This window comes from Desulfuromonas sp. CSMB_57, assembly GCF_020194955.2.
Lineage (GTDB): Bacteria > Desulfobacterota > Desulfuromonadia > Desulfuromonadales > Syntrophotaleaceae > JAFCIY02.
Genome location: NZ_JAFCIY020000038.1, coordinates 147588 through 170005 on the forward strand (window position 1 = coordinate 147588; position 22418 = coordinate 170005).

Here is a 22418-nt window from a genome sequence, read left to right on the forward strand (position 1 = left end):
TACGGATAAAAATATATAAATAACATGAACTTATATGGTTAATTGATTGAATGGAAATGATAAACTAACTGTCAATATAGTAACGTTACTCGTAGCGTTACCTTTTTGGGGGCGATGGGCAGGCAGGATGCACGGGAAAAATCTTTCTGCCCCGACCATTCGATCCGGCCATGACAGCAGGTAAAAGGGAGGTTGCCATGCTTCGGGGCATGTTTTATCTTGGTCTTGGCAGAAGGAAATGGGTCATGGAGGCTCATGATAACTTCTGTCGCAACCGTTGCATAAAGTTGTTGCGGTGACGCGCGGGCCGGAAGGGATCTGATACTATTTCTATCGGGTCCGGCCAGGCCGGATGGAACTTTCCCCAAGGCGTGTCACGGCGGCAGGGAAAACCTTCAGGGAAGGAAAGCGCATGATTGCCCAAGAGGAACTGAAGAAACAACTGGAATTGTTCATGGTCGTTCTCGACCAGGTACAGCGCATGCTGGAAACGGCGCGCAACGCCTTCAACCAGCAAAGCAACCACCTGCTCAACGAGCTGATCCGGCAGCGGGTGCAGACGGAACAGGAAATTGCCCTGACCACGGAAAAGATCGATGCCCTGCTGGCTGTCGGTCCCGGAGACCAACACCGTCTGTTCATCAAGCTGTCCAGCATGCTTTCCCATCTGCAGGTGGTGACCGAGGCCCTGGGAGAGCTGGCATTGCCCATGCGGAAGCAGATCACCGAAGGTACGCCCTTTTCGCCGCGAGCATTGACCGAAGTCAACAGGCTGTTCACCCTCGAGCAGGATATCCTCGACGCACTGCGGGATATCTTTTTGACCAACAACGCCCACCTGAAAAAACTGGTGGGCGAGGAAAAGGGCCCGGAGTTGGCGCGATTGTGTTTTGATTTTGCCACCGAGCATGAAGCACGCATGGTGGAGGGCCTGTGTCTGCCCCATGCGGCGCCCATCTTTCTGGGCATTCTCGAATGTTTCGGGGTGGCGGCACGCCAGGAAATCGCGCTGGCCCGCCTGCTGACCGAACTCGATGCCCTGTAAAGGTCCGAATCGCAGTGGTTCTTGCCATGCCGTCCTTTTGAACAGGTGTGCTTTGCATCACCCTGCGGCGCGGTTTGTCGGGCGCCGGCCGGGCACTAAGGTAACGCCGGGCGACAGGCTTTTCGGTTGCGGGCGGTTCTTGCCGCATGCTATATAACTGCATAAAGTCACAACGGGTTTCCAGGTTGGAACGCAATGGCAGAGCCGTAGGAACAAATCAAGTTGGGCCGGGAGGGCGCATGTTTGAAATCGATACCATCCTCCGCAACGCGCTGCACGAGGATATCGGACTCGGGGATATCACCACTCTGGCTACGGTGGCGCCCGGGACCGCCGGCCGGGCGCAACTGGTGGCCAAGGAATCCTTCGTACTGGCCGGCATGGATGTGGCGCGCCGCGTTTTCACGCTGCTGGACGATACGGTGGCCTTTGAAAAGCTGCGTGAGGACGGCAGCCGCATCGAACGCGGCGAGGTGCTGGCCTGGCTCAAGGGCCATGCCGCCATGCTCCTGCAGGGCGAGCGGGTCGCTCTCAACCTGTTGCAGCGCTTGAGCGGCATTGCCACCCATACCGCCCGGTTCGTGGCCGCCCTGGAAGGCACCGGCACGGCCGTGGTCGATACCCGTAAGACCACTCCGGGGTTGCGCGTGCTGGAAAAATACGCGGTGCGCGTCGGTGGCGGCCGCAACCACCGCACCTCCCTCTATGACGGGGTCCTTATCAAGGAGAATCATGTGGTCGCTGCCGGCGGCATCGCCCCCGCGGTGGCCCGTGCCCGTCAACGCGCGCCCCATACCCTGCGGGTGGAGGTGGAAACCCGTAATCTGCAGGAAGTCGAGGAGGCCGTGGCCGCCGGTGCCGATATCATCATGCTGGACAACATGGCCCCCGCCGAACTGCGCCAGGCCGTGCTGCTCATCGACGGCCGCGCCCTGACCGAGGCGTCGGGTGGAGTGACCCTGGATACGGTGCGGGAAATCGCTGAAACCGGGGTCGATTTCATTTCCGTCGGGGCCCTGACCCACTCGAGTCCGGCCGTCGATATCTCCATGCTGTTTCAGTGAGCCACCGGGAGCCGGGATGACCCATTCGCACTCGCAAGCCACCATTCTAAAGCTGTTTCGGGAGGCGGACCGGGAGTTCGTTTCCGGGGCCCGAATCAGCGCGGCGTTGGGTGTGTCCCGGACCGCGGTCTGGAAACAGATCGGGCAACTGCGGCAATTGGGCTACCAAATCGAAGCCGCCCCGGCCAAGGGCTATCGCCTGCTGCAGGCCCCGGACGTATTGCTGGCCGCCGAGGTGCAGAATGAACTGGGCACGGCCTGCATCGGCCGCGAGGTCGTTTTCTACAGTGAAACGGACTCGACCAATCTGCGGGTCCATGAACTGGGCAAGAGCGGGGTGGCGGAGGGCGTCGTGGTCATCGCCGACGCTCAGAATGCCGGTCGCGGCCGCATGGGGCGTTCCTGGCTGTCGCCGCCCGGCGTCAATCTCTATCTTTCGGTGTTGCTGCGTCCGGCCATCGCACCGCGCCATGCCTGCCACTTGACCTTTCTCTCCGCCGTGGCCGTGGCCCGTACGGTGGCCGCCGTCGGTGAGGTGACACCGCAGGTCAAGTGGCCCAACGACATCCTGGTCAACGGTCGCAAGCTGGCAGGATTGCTCAATGAACTGGATGCCGAGACGGATCGCATCCGGTACCTGGTGCTGGGGATCGGCGTGAACCTGAACATGGCCGCCGAACAGTTTCCCGACGATCTGCGCTATCCCGCGACCTCCCTGCTGCTGGAACGCGGCGAACCCGTTTCCCGGCAACGCTTCACCCGGACCCTGTTGCGGACTCTCGATGAACTCTACGGTCTCTACCGGCGTTCCGGCTTCGCTCCGATCATGGCCGCCTGGCAGGCGTATTTCGATCTTGTCGGACGCCAGGTGGAGGTGGACTGTCAGGAATATCGGCTGCGCGGGAAGGTGGCCGGCCTGGGTGAGGACGGCGCCCTGTTGCTGGAGTTGGCCGACGGCCGGACGGAACGGGTGCTGGCGGGGGATGTGCGGCCCCTCTGAGGGCCCGCCCCGAGACCCGTTACTGAACAGTTGTGTTTGCAGCTGCTTTTCCAAAGATGCAGGAGTATCATGCTACTGGTCATCGATGTCGGCAACACCAACACGGTTCTCGGGCTCTATGAGGACGAGTCCCTGGCCCATAACTGGCGCATCGCCACGGACAAGGCCCGTACCGGCGATGAATACGCCCTGCTGCTGCATGAATTGCTGCGCTTGGCCGAGGTTCCCTTTCGGGCCATCAAGGATGTGATCATATCCAGCGTCGTCCCGCCCACCCAGTACGCTCTGGAAACCCTCTGTCACAAGTATATCGGGCGGCCGCCCTACGTGGTGGGACCGGGCATCCGCACCGGCATGCCCATCCTGTACGACAATCCGCGCGAGGTCGGCGCGGATCGCATCGTCAACGCCGTGGCCGCCTACGAGCGCTGGCAATGCAGCCTGATCGTGGTGGATTTCGGCACCGCGACCACCTTCGACTGTGTCAGCTCCAAAGGGCAGTACCAGGGCGGCGCCATCGCTCCCGGACTCAAGATCAGCGCCGAGGCCCTGTTCGAACGGGCCAGCAAGCTGCCGCGGGTGGAACTTGCCCGTCCCGCCCAGGTGGTGGCCAAGAATACCGTGCAAAGCATGCAATCCGGTTTATATTACGGCTATGTGGGCCTGGTGGACGGCATCGTCGGTCGCATGAAGCAGGAGTTGCGAGACAGCCCCAAGGTGGTGGCCACCGGCGGCCTGGCCGGGCTGATTGCCGGCGACTCCCAGACCATCGAAGAGGTCGTTCCGGACCTGACCCTGGAGGGTTTGCGGATTTTGTACCTGCGCAACAAAGGGTGATTTTTTTCATTTTTTCGGCCGGGCCCGGCCGGGCTCTGCATGGCAAAGGCGGTGTGAAACGGTTCAAGGTACCTTCCTCATTCAATAGAAACGGTGCGCAGGCACCGATGCAGCCTTGGCAAAACGCGGAGCCCAAGGAACTCCGCGGAACGTTCGTTGTTTCCTGAAATGCGATCCTCTTAGGCAACTTCCCCACGGGGAACATGAAGGGAGAGACTATGGGAAAGTACGACACGGCAAAAGTGAGGAATCTGGGAGTTGTTGGCCACGGCGGTGCGGGTAAGACCTCCCTGGTCGAGGCCATGCTGTTCAACAGCGGGGCCGTCGAACGGCTGGGGCGGGTCGATGAGGGCAGTTCCACCATGGACTTTGAACCGGAAGAAACCAAGCGCCATGTTTCCATCAGCTCCGGCATCGGGCATTGCGACTGGCAGGGTTATCATCTGAACATCATCGACACTCCCGGCTACGCCAACTTCCTGCATGACACCCGCAACAGCGTGCGGGTCATGGACGGCCTGGTGGTGGTGGCTTCGGCCATTTCGGGGGTCAAGGCCCAGACTGTCAAAGTCTGGGAATGGGCCCGGGAGTACGGCATTCCGGCCGTGGCCTTCGTCAACAAGATGGACCGGGAACGGGCCGATTTCGCCAAGGCGGTGAGCAGCATGGGCGAAGATCTGGGCTGCCGGACCGTGCCCATGGTGCTGCCCATCGGCGCTGAAGACAGCTTCCGTGGGCTCATTGACCTGGTCAACATGAAGGCTTTCCTGTTCCCCGACGGCCCCCAGGGGCCCTTGAAGGAAATCGCCATTCCGGACGAGTACCAGGACGAAGCGGAGACCCAGCGCATCATCCTCATCGAGGCCGTCGCCGAAACGGATGACGGCCTGATGGAAAAATATCTGGAAGAGGAAACCCTGGAGGATGACGATATTCGTCTGGGGTTGCGGGCCGGCGCCAGTTCCGGCACCCTGTTGCCGGTGCTGTGCGGCAGCGCCGTGAGCAATCGCGGGGTGATCCAACTGCTCGATGCCATCGGCCTGTGTCTGCCGTCGCCCGTCGAGCGGGGGGCGACTCTGGGAACGTCGCCGAAGTCGGGGGATGTGGCGGAGCGCCATCCGGCCGATGATGCGCCCTTTTCGGCCCTGGTTTTCAAAACCATCAGCGATCCCTATACCGGCAAGCTGACCCTGATGCGCATTTTCTCCGGAACCCTCAAGTCCGACGGCAGTTTCTTCAATCCCAACCGGGATCTCAGCGAGCGTTACGGGCAATTGTTCCAGTTGCAGGGCAAAAAGCAGCAACCGGTGGCCGAAGCCGGTCCCGGCGCCATCGTCGCGGTGGCCAAGCTCAAGGAGACCGTCACCGGTGATACCCTGTGCGATCCCGGCCAGCCGATTCGCTACGAATTCCCCGCGCCCATGAAACCGGTCATCTCCTTTGCCCTCGAAGCCCGCAGCAAGAACGATGAGGACAAGATCCACGGCGGTCTGCAGCGCCTGGTGGAGGAGGACCCCAGCCTGCAGGTGCATCGCGACGAGGAAACCCATGAGCTGATCCTGTCGGGCATGGGGCAGATCCATATCGAAGTCACCACCGAAAAGCTCAAGCGCAAATTCAATGCCGAGGTGCAGCTCAAAGAGCCCAAGGTACCCTACCGGGAAACCATCCGCGGCAAGATCAAGTTGCAGAGCCGCTACAAGAAGCAGTCCGGCGGCCGCGGCCAGTTCGCCGATGTTTGGTTGGAAATGGAGCCCCTGGGGCGTGGCGAGGGCTTCCGCTTTGTCGATCAGATCGTCGGCGGGGTGGTGCCGCGCCAGTATATTCCGGCGGTGGAAAAGGGCATCGCCGAGGCGGCCCGCACGGGAATTCTGGCGGGTTTCCCGACCGTCGATTTCCAGGTGACCCTGTTCGACGGTTCCTATCACTCCGTCGACAGTTCGGAAATGGCCTTCAAGATTGCCGGCTCCATGGGCTTCAAGAAATGCATGGAAGCCGCCAGTCCGGTGCTGTTGGAGCCCATCATGAAGATGGAAATCACCGTGCCGGACGAATGCGTCGGTGATATTATCGGCGATATGAACTCACGGCGCGGCAAGGTCCTGGGCATGGACCCCAAGGCCGGCAGCCAGGTGGTCAATGTGCTGGTACCCCTGGCCGAAGTGCTCAAGTATTCCCCCGAACTGCGTTCCATGACCTCGGATCGCGGCATGTTCAACATGGAGTTTTCCCATTATGAGGAAGTGCCGTCGCACATGACCGAAAAGGTGCTGGCCGAGGTCAAGAAGGAATCCTGACCCTCCGGCACGGTCCTGACCTCACGCGGATACCGTTATCGGGGAGGAATGAAGTGGTCCGGGAAAGCCGCCGGCTTGGCAACAGGCCGGCGGCTTTCCCGCATTTCCAGGCGGACTCATGGTTTTGCTGGCCATGACTCCCCCGTTTGTTGTAGAAAGGTCCATGTCGGAAAAAACCGTGCGCATAAAGGTGTCGCCCCGGGTTGCAGAGCTGCTCTCCGGCCAGACTTCGTCCGCTGCCCTGCGGGAGGCCGTCAGCGGGCGCGGTGATGTGGCGGGCCGGGAGCAGTTGACGATCCTGTTTTATGTGGCTCACGGCCGCGACGGGGATTTGCGCCAGGCGGCCCTTGAAACTCTGCGGAACTGGCCGGTGGCGGAACTCGGCCGGCTGGCGGGCGATGCTTCCCTGCACCCCGCAATCCTCGATTTTATCGCTTCCCGGCGGGGTGCCGAACCCGCGTTGCGGGCTGTCCTGCTGTCCAATCCGGCCCTTTCCGATAGCGGGCGGCAGCAGTTGCTGGAGCGCGGCGAGGCCTCCGACGGCGCCGAACCGGACGACGCGACGGACGAACACGAAAGCAAATACCAGCAATCCCTGCACATGGGGGTGGCCGAGAAAATCAAGGCTGCCCTGACCGGCGACAAGGAATGGCGGGCGCTGCTGGTGAACGACACCAACAAACTGGTCTCCTCGGCGGTGCTGAAGAACCCCCGCATCACCGAAGGCGAGGTGCTGGCTTTGGCCCGCAACCGCAGTACCGGGGACGAACTGATTCGGTTGATCATGCTGAATCGGGAATGGATGAAGAGTTATGCCATCAAGCAGGCCCTGGTCTGCCATCCGCGTACTCCGGTTGGCCAGGCCCTGCGATTCATGAGCATTTTGAGCGAAAAAGACCTCAAGAGCCTGGCCAAAAGCCGCGAGGTGTCGCCGGTGCTGGTCAACCAGGCCCGGCGCATGCTGCTCGGCAAACAGCGGCAGGGATAAAGGGTACGAAAAATCCGCAACAACCATCATACGACCGGAGGTTCGCCAGGAACCGACGGCCTTAACAGGAGCGAAGTATGCAGCAGGGAAAAGTGGTGGCGGTCTGTGTCAGTCCCGAGAAGGGCGGCCGCAAAAAGGATGTGGGGCAGGGTGTGCTGGTAACGGGCTTCGGCCTGGAAGGGGACGGTCATGGCGGCGATTGGCATCGCCAGGTGAGTCTGCTGGCCATTGAGAGTATCGACAAGATGCGCGCCAAGGGCCTCGATGTCGGTCCCGGCGATTTCGCGGAAAACCTGACCACATCCGGAGTGGATCTGTACCATCTGCCCGTCGGTACCCGGTTGCAGTTTGCCGGCGGACCGTTGCTGGAAATTTCCCAGATCGGGAAGGTCTGCCATGAACGCTGTGCCATTTATTACCAGGCCGGTGATTGCGTCATGCCTCGTGAGGGGGTGTTCGCCATCGTCCTCGAAGGCGGTCCGGTACACAGCGGCGATGACATCCAAGTTATTCTCGCGCCCCAGGGGCCGCGCCTATGAGTCAGCGGGGTTTCTCCATCGGTGTACTGACCCTTTCGGACAAGGGCGCCCGCGGCGAGCGGGAAGATGTGAGCGGACAGGTGCTGCGAGAGATGGTCGCCGGTCTCGGCGAGGTCACCCATTACCAGGTTGTGCCGGACGATGTGGAAACAATCGTTAAAATTCTGGTAGAATGGATCGACACGGAGCGGCTGGACCTGGTGCTGACCACCGGCGGCACCGGACTCAGCCCCCGCGATGTCACCCCAGAGGCGACGGCGAGGGTGCTGGACTGGGAAATTCCGGGCATGGCCGAGGCCATGCGCATGGCCAGCCTCCAGCATACCCCCCACGCCATGCTGTCCCGGGCCAAAGCCGGGGTTCGGGGCCGGGCCATGATCATCAACCTTCCCGGCAGTCCGAAAGGGGTGCGGGAAAACCTGGCGGTGGTGCTGCCCGCGCTGGAACACGGCCTGCGCAAGTTGCAGGGCGATCCGGCCGACTGCGCCGGCTGAGGAATCGAGCATGCAGGGGTGGTTCCCGGAACCCTGGCCGTACGATCTGGTCGTTATCGGTCGCCTGCTGCTGGCGGCTTTGCTGGGCGCGGCCATCGGGGTCGAGCGCGAGGTGCATGGGCGGCCGGCCGGATTTCGCACCCATTTGCTGGTGAGCGTCGGCGCCTGCCTGATGATGGTGGTGTCGGAACATTTTTTCGTCAAATACCATGCCCTCGACAGCCTCAGTGCGGTGCGTCTGGACCCGGCGCGGGTGGCGGCGCAGATTGTCACCGGCATCGGTTTTCTGGGCGCCGGCGCCATCATCAAGGACGGCGCCCTGGTCCGGGGCATGACCACGGCGGCCTGTCTCTGGGTCGCCGCCGGTATCGGCATGGCGGTTGGTGTGGGGCTGTACATTCCGAGTTTGGCCGTTACCGCCCTGGCGCTGGGCAGCCTGCTGTTTCTCAAAAAGATGGAACGGCGTCTGGCGCGGGAGCATTACGACAACCTGACCCTGCTCTGCGAGGATCTGCCGGGTCAGCGCCAGCGGGTGGATGAGTTTTTGCAGCGCAACGGCCTGCGGGTGACCGAGATGGCCGTGGACAAGGATCTGGTCAACGGCCACCTGCGCTTCGATTTGGTGGTCGCCTGTTTCGGCCAGTGTGACAGTGTGGCCCTGGTCGAGGCGGCAAGCCGCCTGCCGGGCATGCGCAAAGTCCGATTGCATTGACGCGGACCGGACCGTCAGAACGCCGGTCGGCCAGGTGGGCCAGGCAGCGCGCCGAGACCCGTTACTGAATGATTACCGGATGGCATCCAATACGTGTGGAGGTTGGTTATGGAACTGGCTGCGGCCGATCAGATCAAGGTTTTGCTGGCCGATGATTCCGAGTCTCTGCTGGAGATGGAAAAATCCTTTTTCCGGCGGCAGGATTTCAGGGTGCTCCTGGCCGACAATGGCCGGCGCGCCTACGAAATTGTTCTGTCCGAGGAGCCGGATATCGTGTTTCTCGACCTGAACATGCCGGAGATGGCCGGCGACGAGGTCTGCCTGCGCATCAAATCCCATGCCGTGCTCTGCAATGTGCCGGTGCTGTTGCTGATCCAGTCCAACAGCCCGGAGGACCTGCTGCGTTGCCGGCATGCCGGCTGCGACGGCGTGTTGCTGAAACCGCCCCGCCAGCACCTGTTTCTGCAGGCCGTCGAAAAGCACCTGCAGGTGCCGCGGCGCGCGGCCCCGCGGGTTGAAATGCGGCTCCAGGTTCGTTTTCGGCTTGCCGACGGCGAGCATTACCTGACCGATTACACGGTGAATGTCAGTACCGGCGGGTTTTTTCTCGAATCACAGCAGCCGTTGCCGCCCGGCACGCCCCTGTCCCTGGAATTTTCCCTGCCCGGCCACACGGAACCCATCCGCTGCAGCGCCCAGGTGGCCTGGGTGAACCAGCCGACGGACAAGAAAAACCGGCGTTTGCCGGCCGGCATGGGGGTCCAGTTTCAGGATCTATCCCTCAAGGACATGTCCCTCATCCGCTCCTTTGTGACCCGCGCCCTGGTGACCCCGGAATGGTAGGCGGTTGGTTGACGCCCGCTCCGTATTGTTGCCGCCGCGCCGGCAGGGGTTGCGGGGAATTGTTCTGCTCAGGCAACCAGGGTTTGACCTGAATCCGCCTTTGTGGTATTGAACCCCATAAAATAACACTGTTTTTACAGAAATTTGATGGCCTCAAACTTCGTTCTGGGAGTCCGCTAACCGAGAAGGATGGAAAATATGGCTAAAACCCTGAATTGTACCATGGGCGAACTCCTTGAAGACATTGCCCGCCGCTTTCCCGGGCACGATGCCCTGGTCTATCCGGAGCGCGGCCTGCGCTACAATTACCGGCAGTTCAACGAGCTGTGCGATGGCATTGCCCGAGGATTGCTGGCCCTGGGCATCGGCAAAGGCGATCATGTCGCCATCTGGGCCACCAACGTTCCCCAGTGGGTGGTGTTGCAGTTCGCTACCGCCAAAATCGGGGCCATTCTGGTCACCATCAACACCAACTACAAGGCCGCCGAACTCGAATACATCCTCAAGCAATCCGATGCCATGGCTCTGTTCCTGGTGCAGGGTTTCAAGGACACGGATTACGTGGCCACTCTTGGCGCCGTGGTGCCGGAATTGGCGACCTCCGGCAAGGACGGCTTGCAGAGCGACAAACTGCCCTGCCTGCGGCAGGTGGTGTTTTTGGGGGATGAGGCGCCGGCGGGCATGCATGCCTGGTCGGAACTGGAGATCCTTGGGGAGCAGGTGCCGACGGCCCGTCTGGATGAGATCAAGGCCGGACTGGATGCCCATGAAGTCATCAACATGCAGTACACTTCGGGCACTACCGGCTTCCCCAAAGGGGTCATGCTGACCCATTTCAATATCATCAACAACGGCTTCAATATCGGTGAATGCATGAAATTCACCGAGCAGGACCGGCTCTGCATCCCGGTGCCGTTCTTCCACTGCTTCGGCTGCGTGCTGGCGGTCATGGCCTGCGTCACCCACGGCAGCGCCATGGTGCCGGTGGAAACCTTCCACCCCGAAACGGTGCTGCGCACCGTGGAAGCCGAGCGCTGTACGGCGCTGCACGGCGTTCCGACCATGTTCATCGCCGAACTGGATCACCCCAACTTTGCCCGGTATGATCTGAGTTCCCTGCGCACCGGCATCATGGCCGGCTCGCCCTGTCCCATCGAGGTCATGAAGCGCGTCATCCGGGAAATGTACATGAGCGAGATCACCATCGCCTACGGCCAGACGGAATCCTCGCCGGTCATCACCCAGACCCGCACCGAGGATCCGGTGGAATTGCGGGTGGCCACCGTCGGACGGGCCCTGCCGGATGTCGAAGTGAAGATCGTCGACATCGATACCGGCGCCACCCTGCCGGCCGGCCGCCAGGGGGAACTCTGCACCCGCGGCTACCATGTCATGAAGGGCTATTACAAAATGCCCGAGGAAACCGCCCGGGTCATCGACGCCGACGGCTGGCTGCACACCGGGGATTTGGCGGTCATGGATGAAAACGGCTACTGCAAAATCACCGGCCGCATCAAGAACATGATCATTCGCGGCGGCGAGAACATTTATCCCCGGGAAATCGAGGAGTTTCTCTATACCCATCCCAAGATTGCCGATGTCCAGGTCTATGGCGTGCCGGATCGCAAATACGGCGAACAGGTCATGGCGGCGGTCAAGCTCAAGGAGGGGGTGAATGCCTCGGAGGACGAGATCCGCGAGTTTTGCCGCGGCCAGATTGCCAACTACAAGATTCCCTACTACGTCAAGTTCGTGGATGAATTCCCCATGACGGCCAGCGGAAAAATCCAGGTCTTCAAACTGCGCGAGATGGCCATCAAGGAATTGAACCTGCAGGATGCCGCTTCGGTGGAAACCGCCTGAAGGTGACCGCCGATCTGACCGGTAGTCCCCCGCCGGTACCGGCGGGGGAAGTGCGCGAGCGCTGCCGGCGACTGCAGCAGCAGATGCAGCGGGCCGGTCTGGATGCGGTAATCGTGCTGCAGAATGCCGATTTGTATTATTTTTCCGGTACCCTGCAGAGCGGTTTGTTGTACCTCCCCGCCGTTGGTGAACCGCTCTATTTGGTGCGCCGGGAGTTGGAACGGGCCCGCTGCGAGAGTGCCCTGACGGCGGTGCTGCCTTTCCGTGCGCCGCGGGATCTGCCCGTCCGGCTGGCCGAAGCCGGTCTGCCCCAGCCTGCAACCCTGGGTCTGGAACTGGACGTGCTGCCGGTCCGCCTGTATCAGAGCCTGATGCAAGCCCTGCCCGGGGTGTGCAGCGTCGATGCCACGCCCCTCATTCGCGCCCTTCGCGCCGTGAAATCCCCTTACGAAATCGAGCTGATGCGGGTGGCCGGGAAACAGACGGAGCGGGTCTGGCGCCATGCCCTGCAGGTGGCTCGGGAAGGCATGAGCAGTCTCGAACTGACCATCGAACTGGATGCCGAAGCGCGCCGCGCCGGTCACCCGGGGCGCTCCCGCATGCGCGCTTTCAACAGCGAAAGCGGTATGGGCCTGGTGCTGGCGGGTGCCGAGGCGGCGGTGCCCGCCTACCGCAATACGCCTCTGGGTGGTCCCGGTCTGCATCCGTCCGTGGGCTTCGGCAGCGGCGGGGCCTCCATCCGTCGAGGGGAGCCGGTGGTGGTCGATTGTCTGGGTATGTGGGGCGGCTATCTGGCGGATCAAACCCGGGTGCTGGCCTTTGGCGGACTGGATGACCGGCTGCGCCGTGCCTACGACCAGATGCTCGCCATCGAGACGCACCTGCGGGAACGGGCGCGTCCGGGCATCAGTTGGGGGGCGCTGTACGAATCCTGTTGCGACCTGGCGGGGCAGGCCGGCTATGCCGACCATTTCATGGGCCTGCCCGGCTGGCAGGTTGCCTTCATCGGGCATGGCATCGGCCTGGAGATCGACGAGTATCCCTTTATTGCCCGCGGTTTCGGGGATCAGGTGCTGGAAGAGAACATGACCTTCGCCTTCGAGCCCAAGGCGGTTTTTGCCGGTCTGGGCGCCGTCGGCATCGAAAATACCTACCTGGTCACGGCCCAAGGGCTCCAACCTCTGACCTGTTCCGATCCGGCCCTGGCCATTCTGTAGGGGCAGTTTCTGAGCCCCGTCCCCGCCCTCCAGACCCGCCTCTACTCCTCGATACCCAGGCGTTTGATCTTTTCCACCAGAGTGGTGCGCTTGATGCTGAGCAAATCCGCCGCCCGGGCCTTGACGCCCGCGGAAAGCTCCAGGGCCGAGCGGATCAGTTGGCGTTCCAGGTCGGCGACCACCTGCGGCAGGTCGACGCCGGCATCCGTCAGGGCCGGGCAGGTGAGGGCCGGTTCCTCCTCCTCTTCGGCCGCCGAACCGGTAATGTTGGCCGGCAGATCCTTCTTTTCGATGACAATGCCATCGGTCAGGGTCACGGTCCGTTCGATGACGTTCTCCAGTTCGCGCACGTTGCCGGGCCAGTGATAGCTTTCCAAAAAACGCATGGCCGTGGGTGAGATGGACATGATGGGCCGGTTCATCTCCTCGCAGATTTTTTGCAGGAAGTGGCGCGCCAGCAAGGCGATGTCCTCCCGGCGTTCGCGCAGGGCCGGCAGATGCACGGGGATGACGTTGAGGCGGTAATAGAGGTCGTTGCGGAACCGGCCTTGCTCGATCTCCTCTTCCAGATTGGCATTGGTGGCGGAAATGACCCGCACGTTGAGCTTGATCTTCTTGGTCGAGCCGACCCGCTCCAGTTCCTGCTCCTGCAGCACCCGCAACAGTTTGGTCTGCAGATGCAGGGGCATGGTGGCGATTTCATCCAGAAAGATGGTGCCCTGGTTGGCCTGTTCGAACTTGCCGATCTTGTCCGCCACGGCGCCGGTGAAGGAGCCGCGGACGTGGCCGAACAGTTCGCTTTCCAGCAGTTCGGCGGGAATGGCGCCACAATTGATGGCGACAAACGGCTTTTCGCGCCGGTGACCGTTGAAATGGATGGCCTTGGCCACCAATTCCTTGCCGGTGCCCGATTCTCCCAGAATCAGGATGGTGGAATCCGTGTTGAGGATTTTTTCCATGCGTGAGAACACCTGCTGCATGGGCAGGCTGGTGCCGATCATGTTGTCGAACCGGTACTTGCCCCGCAATTGCTGCCGCAGATAGAGGTTTTCCGCCACCAGTCGGCTTTTCTCCAAGGCCTTGGCAATCAACACCTGCAGCTTTTCAAAATGCAGAGGTTTGGTAATGTAATCAAAGGCGCCTTCCTTCATGGCCTCCACGGCGCTTTCGGCCGAGCCCTTGCCCGTGATGAGGATGACGTTGGTGTAAGGGGAATCCTCCTTGACCTTTTTCAGGATATCGATGCCGCTGACGCCGGGCAGGCAGAGGTCGGTAAGGATCACTTCAAAGGCGTTCTTTTTGAGCAATTCCAGGGCATTTTCACCGCTTTCCGCGGTCTTGACCTGGTAGCCTGCGTTGCCCAGCAGCAGGGCAATGGCTTCACGATTGGCCGGCTCGTCTTCGATGACCAGAATCTGGGAAATATTCTTCATGGTTGTGACCTCGAAAAAAATGTTTTGTCATCCTATTGACGCCAGAGGGAAAACGTATCATGATGGAGCCGCTGATACAAGTCTGTTGCGTTAAAAAAATGGCGGTTTTTTGATTTTCGATTCATTTTCTTGACGCAAGCTGCTTTGGAATCGGTGATAATATGAAAAAACCTGGTCGTTCCGGTGTTTTTGCGCTGCTGCTGTGGTTGTCATGGCTTTCGGCAGCGGTCGCCGGCGAAGGTTCCCGCGTTTGGAGTTCGGTACGCATCGCCGATCCCATCACGCCGGTGTTGGCCGATTTCGTGGCCGCCGAACTGGTTCAGGCCAACCAGGCCGGACATGGGGCGTTTCTGGTCGAGCTCGATACCCCCGGCGGCCTGGATGGGGCCATGCGGACCATCATCCAGGCGTTTCTGACCTCGGATATTCCGGTGGTCGTTTATGTTTATCCCTCGGGCGGCCGGGCGGCGTCGGCTGGAGCTCTGATCACCCTGGCGGCGGATTTTGCCGCCATGGCGCCCGGCACCCATATTGGCGCGGCCCATCCCCTGCCCATCGGCAGCCAGGGAGAGCAGGCCCCGAAGGAACTGCTCAGCAAGATTGTCGAGGATGCCGCCGCCTATGCCCGCAGCATTGCCCAGCGCCGGGGCCGCAACGCCGAGCAGGCGGAGCGCATGGTGCGGGACAGTCTGTCCCTGGCGGCCGAGGAGGCCGTGGCGCTGCAGGTCGTGGATCTGGTGGCCGAGGATCGGGCGGCCCTGCTGCGGGCCTTGGATGGGCGCAGTTACCGGCGCGGCGATGCCAGTCGGATCCTGGCCACCGCCGATATAGAGATACGGCCGGTGGCGATGAACTGGCGGCAGCGGGTGCTGAAAACCATCAGTCATCCGAATGTCGCCTACCTGCTGCTGATGCTGGGCATGCTCGGGATTTTCTTCGAGATTGCCCAACCGGGGACGATTTTCCCCGGCGCCATCGGGGCCATGGCCCTGCTGCTGGCCCTGTTCGCGTTTCAGTCGCTGCCCGTCAATACCGCCGGGTTGCTGCTGATTTTGCTGGCCTTGGTGCTGTTTGTGCTGGAAATTTCCGTGGAGTCCTACGGCCTGCTGTCCATCGGCGGGGTGATCTCCATGGCCCTGGGGTCGATGATGCTGACGGCCGGTCTGGAACCTTTCTGGCGCATTTCTCCGCTGCTGATTGCGGCCACTGTCGCGGTGGTCAGCGGTCTGCTGCTGCTGGTGCTGTACGCCGTGGTGCGGGCGCAGCGCGGCACCTTCCAGTCCGGCGCCGAAGGCATGACCGGCGAACGGGGGCAGGCGGTGACGGATATCGGCGCGGACGGCCGGGTATTCGTGCACGGTGAATACTGGCAGGCTTACTCCCGCGAGCCCATCGCCGCCGGTGAGAATATTGAAGTGGTGCAAATGGGCGAGAATCTGCGACTGGAAGTGCGGCGTGCCGCCGCACCTGATCCGGAGCCCTGATCGGAAACTCTTCCCCTAACGGTCGCCGCAGGGCGGCCAGGAGGTGTGGACATGATGGCTTTTCCGTTGTTTCTGCTGGTGTTGGCCGTTCTGGTGCTGGTCACCGCCGTGAAGGTCGTGTACGAATACGAGCGCGGCGTGGTGTTTCGTCTCGGTCGTTACAGTTGTGTCAAGGGACCGGGCCTGCGCATCATCATTCCCCTGGTGGATCGCCTGGTGAAACTCAGCCTGCGTACCGTGGCCATGGACGTGCCGCCGCAGGATGTCATCACCCGCGACAACGTGTCCATCAAGGTCAACGCCGTCATCTATTTCCGCGTGGTGAAACCGGAAAAGGCCATCATCGAGGTGGAGAACTACCTGTATGCCACCAGCCAGTTGGCTCAGACCTCCCTGCGCAGCGTCCTCGGTCAGTCCGAACTGGACGACCTGCTGGCCCACCGGGATCGCATCAACCAGCACCTGCAGGAGATTCTCGATCGCCAGACCGACCCCTGGGGCGTCAAGGTCTCCAACGTGGAGATCAAGCATGTCGATCTGCCGGCGGAAATGCAGCGTGCCATGGCCCGCCAGGCCGAGGCCGAGCGGGAGCGGCGCTCCAAGGTGATTCATGCGGAAGGGGAATTCCAGGCGTCGCAGCAGCTGACCAACGCCGCGGAGATCATGTCGAGCCAGACCGGTTCCCTGCAGTTGCGCTTTTTGCAGACCCTGACGGAAATTGCCGCGGAAAAGAATTCGACCATCATCTTTCCGATGCCCATCGATCTGCTGAAGCCCTTCCTGGATTCCAAACGCCAGGATTAAGGCCGCTCCTGGGAGGCTGTCGGACTATCCGGGTTGAAGCGAAAATTTGGATGTTTGAGCACAGATTTTAGCTCGTTTGAAGGTTCATAGCCGTAGCTATGGGCCGAAAAGGAGCTGAAATATGGGCCAAAGAGCCGAATTTGCAGCCAGCGCATGGATAGTCCGACAGCCTCCTCGGCACGGAAAAAAGCACGCAGCCGGACCAATGCCTGGAGGCCGGCATTGACCGGCCAGGACTGTATCTGTTAAACTCACGATCTAAACTTCGTACATTATCGGTATCAGGGAGGACAATGGCATGGAAATAAGGAAATTCAATAAAATCATGGTGGCCAACCGCGGCGAGATCGCGATCCGGATCTTCCGGGCCTGCATCGAGCTGGGCATCAAGACCGTGGCCATCTATTCCGAGGAGGATCGCATCTCCCTGCACCGCTACAAGGCGGACGAGGCCTACCTCATCGGCAAGGGCAAGGGTCCCATCGAGGCTTACCTGGGTATCGATGAAATCATCGATCTGGCGAAGAAAAAAGAGGTCGATGCCATCCATCCCGGATACGGTTTCCTCTCGGAAAATCCCGATTTCGCCGAAGCCTGCGAACGGGCCGGCATCGTTTTCATCGGCCCGACGGGCGATATCCAGCGGCAGTTGGGGGACAAGGTCGCGGCCCGCAAGGTAGCCATCGCCGCCGGGGTCCCGGTGGTGCCGGGAACTCAAGACCCGGTGACCAGCGAGGAAGAGGCGCTGCTGTTCGCCGCCAAGAGCGGCTATCCCATCATCATCAAGGCCGCCGCCGGCGGCGGCGGGCGCGGCATGCGCATCGCCAACAATCGCCAGGAACTGGTGGAGGGGTTGCGTTCGGCTTCCTCGGAGGCCCGGGCCGCCTTCGGCAACCCTTCGGTATTCCTTGAAAAATACATCATCAAGCCGAAGCACGTCGAAGTACAGATCCTCGGCGACCGCTACGGTAACCTGGTGCACTTCTACGACCGCGACTGCTCCATCCAGCGCCGCCACCAGAAGGTCATCGAAGTGGCGCCGTCGCCCAATCTCAGCGCCGCCCAGCGCAAGGAACTGTGCGATCACGCCCTGCGCATCGCCAAACACGTCAACTATCTGAATGCCGGCACCGTGGAATTTCTCATGGATGCCGAGAGCAATTTCTATTTCATCGAAGTCAATACCCGCATCCAGGTGGAGCATACGGTCACCGAAATGGTCACCGGCCGCAACCTGGTCCAGAGCCAGATTCGGGTGGCCGAGGGCTATCGCCTGTCCGATCCCGAAATCGGCATCAAGCGGCAGAAGGACATCCAACTGTACGGCTTTGCCATCCAGTGCCGGGTCACCACCGAGGATCCGGAAAACAATTTCGCCCCGGACTTCGGCACCATCACCGCCTACCGCAGCTCCGGCGGCTACGGCGTGCGCCTGGATGCCGGCAGCGCCTATCCCGGCGCCCGCATTTCGCCCTACTACGATTCGCTGCTGGTGAAGATGAGCACCTGGGGCCTGACCCTGCGGGACGCGGCGCAGATCATGCACCGCAGCCTCGAGGAGTTCCGCCTGCGCGGGGTGAAGAGCAACATCGGCTTTTTGGAGAACGTCATCCGGCACCCGACCTTCCTGTCCGGCAACTGCGATACCTCCTTCATCGACGAGCATCCGGAACTGTTCCAGATCCGGGTGGTCCTGGATCAGTCCCACAAGCTGCTGTCCTACATCGGCCACGTTACCGTCAACGGCTACCCCGGCATCAAGGAGCCCCTCAAGTACAAGGATCTGCGGACGCCGAAGGTACCCAGCATCCCCTACGACCTGCCGCGGCCGCGGGGCAGCCGCGATGTCTTTCTGGAAAAGGGCGCCGACGGCCTGGTCGAGTGGATTCTGCAGCAGAAGCAGCTGCTCATCACCGATACCACCATGCGCGACGCCCACCAGTCCCTGGTGGCGACCCGCTTCCGCACCCATGATCTGCTGAAGATCGCGCCGGCCACCAGCCATCTGGGCAGCGGCCTGTTCTCCCTGGAGATGTGGGGCGGGGCGACCTTCGACGTCTCCATGCGCTTCCTCAAGGAGGATCCCTGGGAGCGTCTTGAGCGCCTGCGCTGGAAGATCCCCAACATCCTGTTCCAGATGCTGCTGCGCGCATCCAACGCCGTCGGCTACTGCAACTACCCGGACAACGTGGTGCGCGAGTTCGTCGCCAAGGCGGCGGAGGGCGGCATCGACATCTTCCGCGTGTTCGATTCCCTCAACTGGACCAAGGGCATGCAGGTCGCCATGGAAGCGGTGCGCAAATCCGGCGCCATCTGCGAAGCGGCCATGTGCTACACGGGTGATATTCTCGATCCCAAGCGCGATAAATATCCCTTGTCCTACTATGTCAATTTGGGCAAGGAACTGGAAAAGATGGGCGCCCATATCCTGGCCATCAAGGACATGGCCGGCCTCATCAAGCCCTTTGCGGCGGAAAAACTGGTGCGGGCGCTGAAGAACGAAATCGGCATCCCCATCCACCTGCACACCCACGACACCTCCAGCAACGGCGGCGCCACCTACCTGATGGCGGCCCAGGCCGGGGTGGACATCGTCGATACGGCCCTGTCCTCCGTATCCGGCCTGACCGCCCAGCCCAACCTCAACGCCCTGCTGGCCGCCCTCAAGGGGCAGGAGTGCGATCCGCAACTGGACGAGCGCAACCTGCAGCAGTTGGCCAACTACTGGGAGACGGTGCGCACCTACTATTCCCCCTTCGAATCGGAACTGCGCAGCGGCACCGCCGACGTCTACGAGCATGAAATCCCCGGCGGCCAGTATTCCAACTACAAGCCGCAGATCGAAGGCCTGGGTCTGGGCGATCGCTGGGAGGAATGCAAGACCATGTACCGCAAGGTCAACGACATGTTCGGGGATGTCATCAAGGTGACGCCGTCCTCGAAAATCGTCGGCGACATGGCCATGTTCATGGTGCAGAACAACCTGCAGCCCGAGGACGTCTACGAGCGCGGCCAGGAACTGACCTTCCCCCAGGGCGTGGTGGACTTCTTCAAGGGCATGATCGGCCAGCCGGTGGGCGGTTTCCCGGAAAAACTGCAGAAGATCATCCTCAAGGGCGAACAGCCCATCACCTGCCGCCCGGGCGAATTCCTCGAGCCGGTGGATTTTGCCGCCAAGCAGCAGGAACTGGAGCGCAAGCTCGGCCATCCCGTCAGCGAGCGGGACGTGGTCACGGCAGTGCTCTATCCCGGGGTGTTCGAGGAATTCGACAAGCACCGCGAGGAATACCAGGATACCTCCGTGCTGCCGACGCCGGTATTCTTCTACGGCATGGATCTGGGCGACGAGGTCAGCATCGACATCAAGCCGGGCAAATCCCTCATCGTCCAGCTCAACGCCATCGGCCGCATCATGGAAAACGGCTGCCGCGACATCTTCTTCGAACTCAACGGCGAACCGCGCACCGTTTCCGTGCCTGATCTGTCCGTCGGTACCGAGACCCTGCAGCACCGTAAGGCCGATCCCGACAACCTGCATCACGTCGGTGCGCCCATGGCCGGCAAGGTGTTCCGGATCATGGTCAATATCGGCGACAAGGTCAAAACCGGCGATATCCTGCTGTCCACGGAAGCCATGAAGATGGAAACCAACGTCAAGGCCCCGCGCGACGGCGTGGTCTCGGAAATCTTCGTCAAGGAAGGCGCCCGCGCCGAGCAGGGAGAGCTGCTGGTGGTTCTGGAATAGGCGTATTACACAAAGGGTAAAAACAAAACCGGATCCCCAACCAGGGATCCGGTTTTGTTTTGTGCGTTAAGGACGGCGCGTAGCGCCGTGTCTGGTGCACTACAACCAGCAAAAGTTTACAACCTACTGAAATCATGCCAGAATATCATCAAACTCAGGTTGCTGACCGGAGGTTGGGCATGGTGAAAATCGACAGAGAGCAAATCCTGGGGTTTCTCAGGGATCATAAGGACGAGATGCATGCGCGCTTCGGGGTGAAACGGCTGGGATTGGTCGGTAGTTATGCTCGAGGCGATGCCAACGCTGAAAGCGACATTGATATCATCGTCCGATTGCAAAGCGACAACACGTTTCGCAGTTTTTGGGCTTGAAGTCGTAATTTCGATCTCAAGTCAGTGAGGCGGCAGACGCATGGGGAGGGGGCGATGAGCGAGATTGTCATTTATCAGGTGGAGGAGGGACAAACGACTCTCGAAGTGCAGCTTGAAAAAGATACGGTCTGGTTGAATCAGGCGCAGATGGCCGAACTTTTCGGCCGTGAGCGCTCGGTCATCACCAAACATCTCGGCAATGTATTTCGCGAGGGAGAGCTGAATAAAAAAAGCAATGTGCAAAATATGCACATTGCAAATTCCGACAGACCGGTCGCTTTTTATAATCTCGACGTTATTATCTCTGTCGGCTACCGGGTCAAATCGCAGCGCGGTACCCAGTTTCGCCAGTGGGCAACACGCATCCTGCGCGAACATCTCGTCAAGGGCTATACCCTCAACGAACAGCGTCTGCGGGAAGAGGGCGCCAAATTTAGGGAAATGCAGAAGACCATCGACCTGCTGTCCCGCACCCTGGCCAATCACGAGTTGGTGACCGCCACCGGACGAGATGTCCTCCAGGTCATCACCGATTACGCCTACGCCTTGGCCACCCTCGACCGTTACGACCACGGCACCCTGGCCATCGAAAAGACTAGCGGGCCCGCAAGTTTCATGCTCGAATACGAAGAGGCCATCTCGATCGTTCACGCCATGAAGGGTGATTTCGACGGGAAGGATGTATATCCAACCGTTGAGGAAAAGAGCGCCAATCTGCTCTACTTCATCGTCAAGAACCATGCGTTTACCGACGGCAACAAAAGGATCGCCGCGGCCATCTTCATTTATTTTCTTGCCGGCAACGGTGTTCTTTACCGCCCCGACGGCAGCAAACGCCTGGCAGACAACGCGCTGGTCGCGCTCACCCTGCTGATTGCCGAAGGCCGACCTGAGGAGAAGGACACTATCGTCAAGGTCATCGTCAACCTGATCAATCGAAGCAACGATTGATGACCTTTTGAGGCAGATGGCGGGGGGGCGGCAGGGGGAAGAGCCGGCAGAATACGGCGCATTTCTGTTCCGCAATCATTCAGTTCAAGTTTGGAAGAGGTTTTTCCGAACAGGCTCTCTGGAACATCCGTCACTTTTTCCTGACGTTCCCAATTCTCTCCGCACTGCGGAGAGAATTGGGCTGGACCAGGGCCTGATTTCCGACAGGAGATTTCTGACCCGGGACCGCCGTTATCACATTAGAACCCTTGACCCACTGCCCGCGCCGGCGGTACTTTTAACCGGATTAATTTTGTTTTTAGGATCTGATTTTTGGGAGGGTAGGGTGTTGATCGAAAATCGGTCGAAAAGTGTTTAAAAACCGCTCTGCGCCGGAAAGGCGCGGGCGGTTTTTTTGGTTTTTCGGGCTGATGATTCAGGAAAAGGTAGCAGGCAAATTCTGCTGCTCCTGCTGTTAGATGCGTACTCGTACTCAGCCCCGAAGGGGCGGTAATCGTACTCGTACGCGTACTCGACAGGAAACACAATGTTCGACCATGAAAAACTCGATGCATACCGGGTCAGCATAACGTTTGTTACATGGGCCTATAGTTTGTGCAAGGGGCTCAAGGGTATCGACCGTCATGCCCGGGATCAACTCCTGCGCTCCTCTCAATCGATTCCGCTGAATATCGCCGAGGGCAATGGAAAGCCGCCTTCAGCGGATCGTAAGCGGTTTTTCAGGATTGCTC

General features: G+C 60.7%; 19 protein-coding genes. 18 read left to right on the plus strand and 1 reads right to left on the minus strand.

All coding sequences use genetic code 11. From position 1 onward, the window contains the following. Nucleotides 1-412: 412 nt before the first annotated feature. The 12 genes from JQN68_RS11645 to JQN68_RS11700 all read left to right on the plus strand — a co-directional run bounded on the left by JQN68_RS11645 (nucleotide 413) and on the right by JQN68_RS11700 (nucleotide 12899). Nucleotides 413-1045, plus strand: coding sequence for a hypothetical protein (locus tag JQN68_RS11645; protein ID WP_225072359.1), 633 nt, complete (start codon nucleotides 413-415; stop codon nucleotides 1043-1045). Nucleotides 1046-1284: 239 nt separating this feature from the next. After that, a complete protein-coding gene (nadC, locus tag JQN68_RS11650) occupies nucleotides 1285-2109 on the plus strand; it encodes a carboxylating nicotinate-nucleotide diphosphorylase (protein ID WP_225072358.1) in 825 nt (274 codons plus the stop codon). Nucleotides 2110-2125: 16 nt separating this feature from the next. Then, nucleotides 2126-3109 (plus strand): biotin--[acetyl-CoA-carboxylase] ligase, encoded by a 984-nt coding sequence (locus JQN68_RS11655; protein WP_225072357.1) that lies wholly within the window; start codon nucleotides 2126-2128, stop codon nucleotides 3107-3109. A gap of 69 nt (nucleotides 3110-3178) precedes the next feature. Next, nucleotides 3179-3946, plus strand: coding sequence for a type III pantothenate kinase (locus JQN68_RS11660; protein WP_225072356.1), 768 nt, complete (start codon nucleotides 3179-3181; stop codon nucleotides 3944-3946). Between the two features lie 218 nt (nucleotides 3947-4164). Next, entirely contained in the window at nucleotides 4165-6243 is a 2079-nt protein-coding gene (fusA, locus tag JQN68_RS11665) for an elongation factor G (protein ID WP_225072355.1), read from the plus strand. Between the two features lie 163 nt (nucleotides 6244-6406). Beyond that, nucleotides 6407-7231 (plus strand): hypothetical protein, encoded by an 825-nt coding sequence (locus JQN68_RS11670; RefSeq protein WP_225072354.1) that lies wholly within the window; start codon nucleotides 6407-6409, stop codon nucleotides 7229-7231. Between the two features lie 77 nt (nucleotides 7232-7308). Then, complete coding sequence (locus tag JQN68_RS11675; RefSeq protein WP_225072353.1) at nucleotides 7309-7770, plus strand: MOSC domain-containing protein; 462 nt, start codon at nucleotides 7309-7311, stop codon at nucleotides 7768-7770. Continuing rightward, nucleotides 7767-8264, plus strand: coding sequence for a MogA/MoaB family molybdenum cofactor biosynthesis protein (locus tag JQN68_RS11680; RefSeq protein ID WP_225072352.1), 498 nt, complete (start codon nucleotides 7767-7769; stop codon nucleotides 8262-8264). The genes JQN68_RS11675 and JQN68_RS11680 overlap by 4 nt, the downstream gene beginning before the upstream one ends. A 10-nt stretch (nucleotides 8265-8274) precedes the next feature. Continuing rightward, nucleotides 8275-8976 (plus strand): MgtC/SapB family protein, encoded by a 702-nt coding sequence (locus JQN68_RS11685; protein WP_225072351.1) that lies wholly within the window; start codon nucleotides 8275-8277, stop codon nucleotides 8974-8976. Nucleotides 8977-9084: 108 nt separating this feature from the next. Then, entirely contained in the window at nucleotides 9085-9819 is a 735-nt protein-coding gene (locus JQN68_RS11690; protein ID WP_225072350.1) for a TIGR02266 family protein, read from the plus strand. Between the two features lie 198 nt (nucleotides 9820-10017). Continuing rightward, nucleotides 10018-11682 (plus strand): AMP-binding protein, encoded by a 1665-nt coding sequence (locus tag JQN68_RS11695; protein WP_225072349.1) that lies wholly within the window; start codon nucleotides 10018-10020, stop codon nucleotides 11680-11682. 2 nt (nucleotides 11683-11684) lie between these two features. Then, nucleotides 11685-12899 carry a M24 family metallopeptidase gene (locus tag JQN68_RS11700; RefSeq protein WP_225072348.1) on the plus strand — a complete coding sequence of 405 codons (1215 nt, stop codon included), beginning with the start codon at nucleotides 11685-11687 and terminating at the stop codon, nucleotides 12897-12899. Nucleotides 12900-12940: 41 nt separating this feature from the next. Here JQN68_RS11700 and JQN68_RS11705 read toward each other — a convergent pair whose 3' ends face one another. Next, entirely contained in the window at nucleotides 12941-14332 is a 1392-nt protein-coding gene (locus tag JQN68_RS11705; protein ID WP_225072347.1) for a sigma-54-dependent transcriptional regulator, read from the minus strand. A gap of 161 nt (nucleotides 14333-14493) precedes the next feature. On the opposite strand from JQN68_RS11705, the gene JQN68_RS11710 reads away from it, so the two are divergent. The 6 genes from JQN68_RS11710 to JQN68_RS11735 form a co-directional block, all read left to right on the plus strand. After that, nucleotides 14494-15816 carry an NfeD family protein gene (locus JQN68_RS11710; protein WP_225072346.1) on the plus strand — a complete coding sequence of 441 codons (1323 nt, stop codon included), beginning with the start codon at nucleotides 14494-14496 and terminating at the stop codon, nucleotides 15814-15816. Between the two features lie 54 nt (nucleotides 15817-15870). Beyond that, nucleotides 15871-16620, plus strand: a complete 750-nt coding sequence (locus tag JQN68_RS11715) for a slipin family protein (protein ID WP_225072420.1) — start codon at nucleotides 15871-15873, stop codon at nucleotides 16618-16620. A 298-nt stretch (nucleotides 16621-16918) separates the two neighbouring features. Then, the gene (locus JQN68_RS11720) at nucleotides 16919-20365 is read left to right on the plus strand and encodes a pyruvate carboxylase (protein ID WP_225072345.1); all 3447 of its coding nucleotides are present in this window, start codon (nucleotides 16919-16921) and stop codon (nucleotides 20363-20365) included. Nucleotides 20366-20544: 179 nt separating this feature from the next. Then, a complete protein-coding gene (locus JQN68_RS11725) occupies nucleotides 20545-20736 on the plus strand; it encodes a nucleotidyltransferase family protein (protein ID WP_225072344.1) in 192 nt (63 codons plus the stop codon). A 54-nt stretch (nucleotides 20737-20790) separates the two neighbouring features. Continuing rightward, nucleotides 20791-21687, plus strand: a complete 897-nt coding sequence (locus JQN68_RS11730; RefSeq protein ID WP_225072343.1) for a virulence RhuM family protein/type II toxin-antitoxin system death-on-curing family toxin — start codon at nucleotides 20791-20793, stop codon at nucleotides 21685-21687. 526 nt (nucleotides 21688-22213) lie between these two features. Further along, on the plus strand, nucleotides 22214-22418 hold a 205-nt coding region (locus tag JQN68_RS11735), incomplete at its 3' end, for a four helix bundle protein (RefSeq protein WP_249621200.1).

What these genes read in the sequence shown, in the direction of transcription:
- JQN68_RS11710 (WP_225072346.1), top strand. Translation starts at nt 14,494, where the DNA reads ATGAAAAAACCTGGTCGTTCCGGTGTTTTTGCGCTGCTGCTGTGGTTG.
- JQN68_RS11655 (WP_225072357.1), top strand. Translation starts at nt 2,126, where the DNA reads ATGACCCATTCGCACTCGCAAGCCACCATTCTAAAGCTGTTTCGGGAG.
- JQN68_RS11730 (WP_225072343.1), top strand. Translation starts at nt 20,791, where the DNA reads ATGAGCGAGATTGTCATTTATCAGGTGGAGGAGGGACAAACGACTCTC.
- JQN68_RS11670 (WP_225072354.1), top strand. Translation starts at nt 6,407, where the DNA reads ATGTCGGAAAAAACCGTGCGCATAAAGGTGTCGCCCCGGGTTGCAGAG.
- JQN68_RS11705 (WP_225072347.1), bottom strand. Translation starts at nt 14,332, where the DNA reads ATGAAGAATATTTCCCAGATTCTGGTCATCGAAGACGAGCCGGCCAAT.
- JQN68_RS11690 (WP_225072350.1), top strand. Translation starts at nt 9,085, where the DNA reads ATGGAACTGGCTGCGGCCGATCAGATCAAGGTTTTGCTGGCCGATGAT.
- JQN68_RS11725 (WP_225072344.1), top strand. Translation starts at nt 20,545, where the DNA reads ATGGTGAAAATCGACAGAGAGCAAATCCTGGGGTTTCTCAGGGATCAT.
- JQN68_RS11695 (WP_225072349.1), top strand. Translation starts at nt 10,018, where the DNA reads ATGGCTAAAACCCTGAATTGTACCATGGGCGAACTCCTTGAAGACATT.
- fusA (WP_225072355.1), top strand. Translation starts at nt 4,165, where the DNA reads ATGGGAAAGTACGACACGGCAAAAGTGAGGAATCTGGGAGTTGTTGGC.
- nadC (WP_225072358.1), top strand. Translation starts at nt 1,285, where the DNA reads ATGTTTGAAATCGATACCATCCTCCGCAACGCGCTGCACGAGGATATC.
- JQN68_RS11660 (WP_225072356.1), top strand. Translation starts at nt 3,179, where the DNA reads ATGCTACTGGTCATCGATGTCGGCAACACCAACACGGTTCTCGGGCTC.
- JQN68_RS11720 (WP_225072345.1), top strand. Translation starts at nt 16,919, where the DNA reads ATGGAAATAAGGAAATTCAATAAAATCATGGTGGCCAACCGCGGCGAG.
- JQN68_RS11675 (WP_225072353.1), top strand. Translation starts at nt 7,309, where the DNA reads ATGCAGCAGGGAAAAGTGGTGGCGGTCTGTGTCAGTCCCGAGAAGGGC.
- JQN68_RS11645 (WP_225072359.1), top strand. Translation starts at nt 413, where the DNA reads ATGATTGCCCAAGAGGAACTGAAGAAACAACTGGAATTGTTCATGGTC.
- JQN68_RS11685 (WP_225072351.1), top strand. Translation starts at nt 8,275, where the DNA reads ATGCAGGGGTGGTTCCCGGAACCCTGGCCGTACGATCTGGTCGTTATC.
- JQN68_RS11680 (WP_225072352.1), top strand. Translation starts at nt 7,767, where the DNA reads ATGAGTCAGCGGGGTTTCTCCATCGGTGTACTGACCCTTTCGGACAAG.
- JQN68_RS11715 (WP_225072420.1), top strand. Translation starts at nt 15,871, where the DNA reads ATGGCTTTTCCGTTGTTTCTGCTGGTGTTGGCCGTTCTGGTGCTGGTC.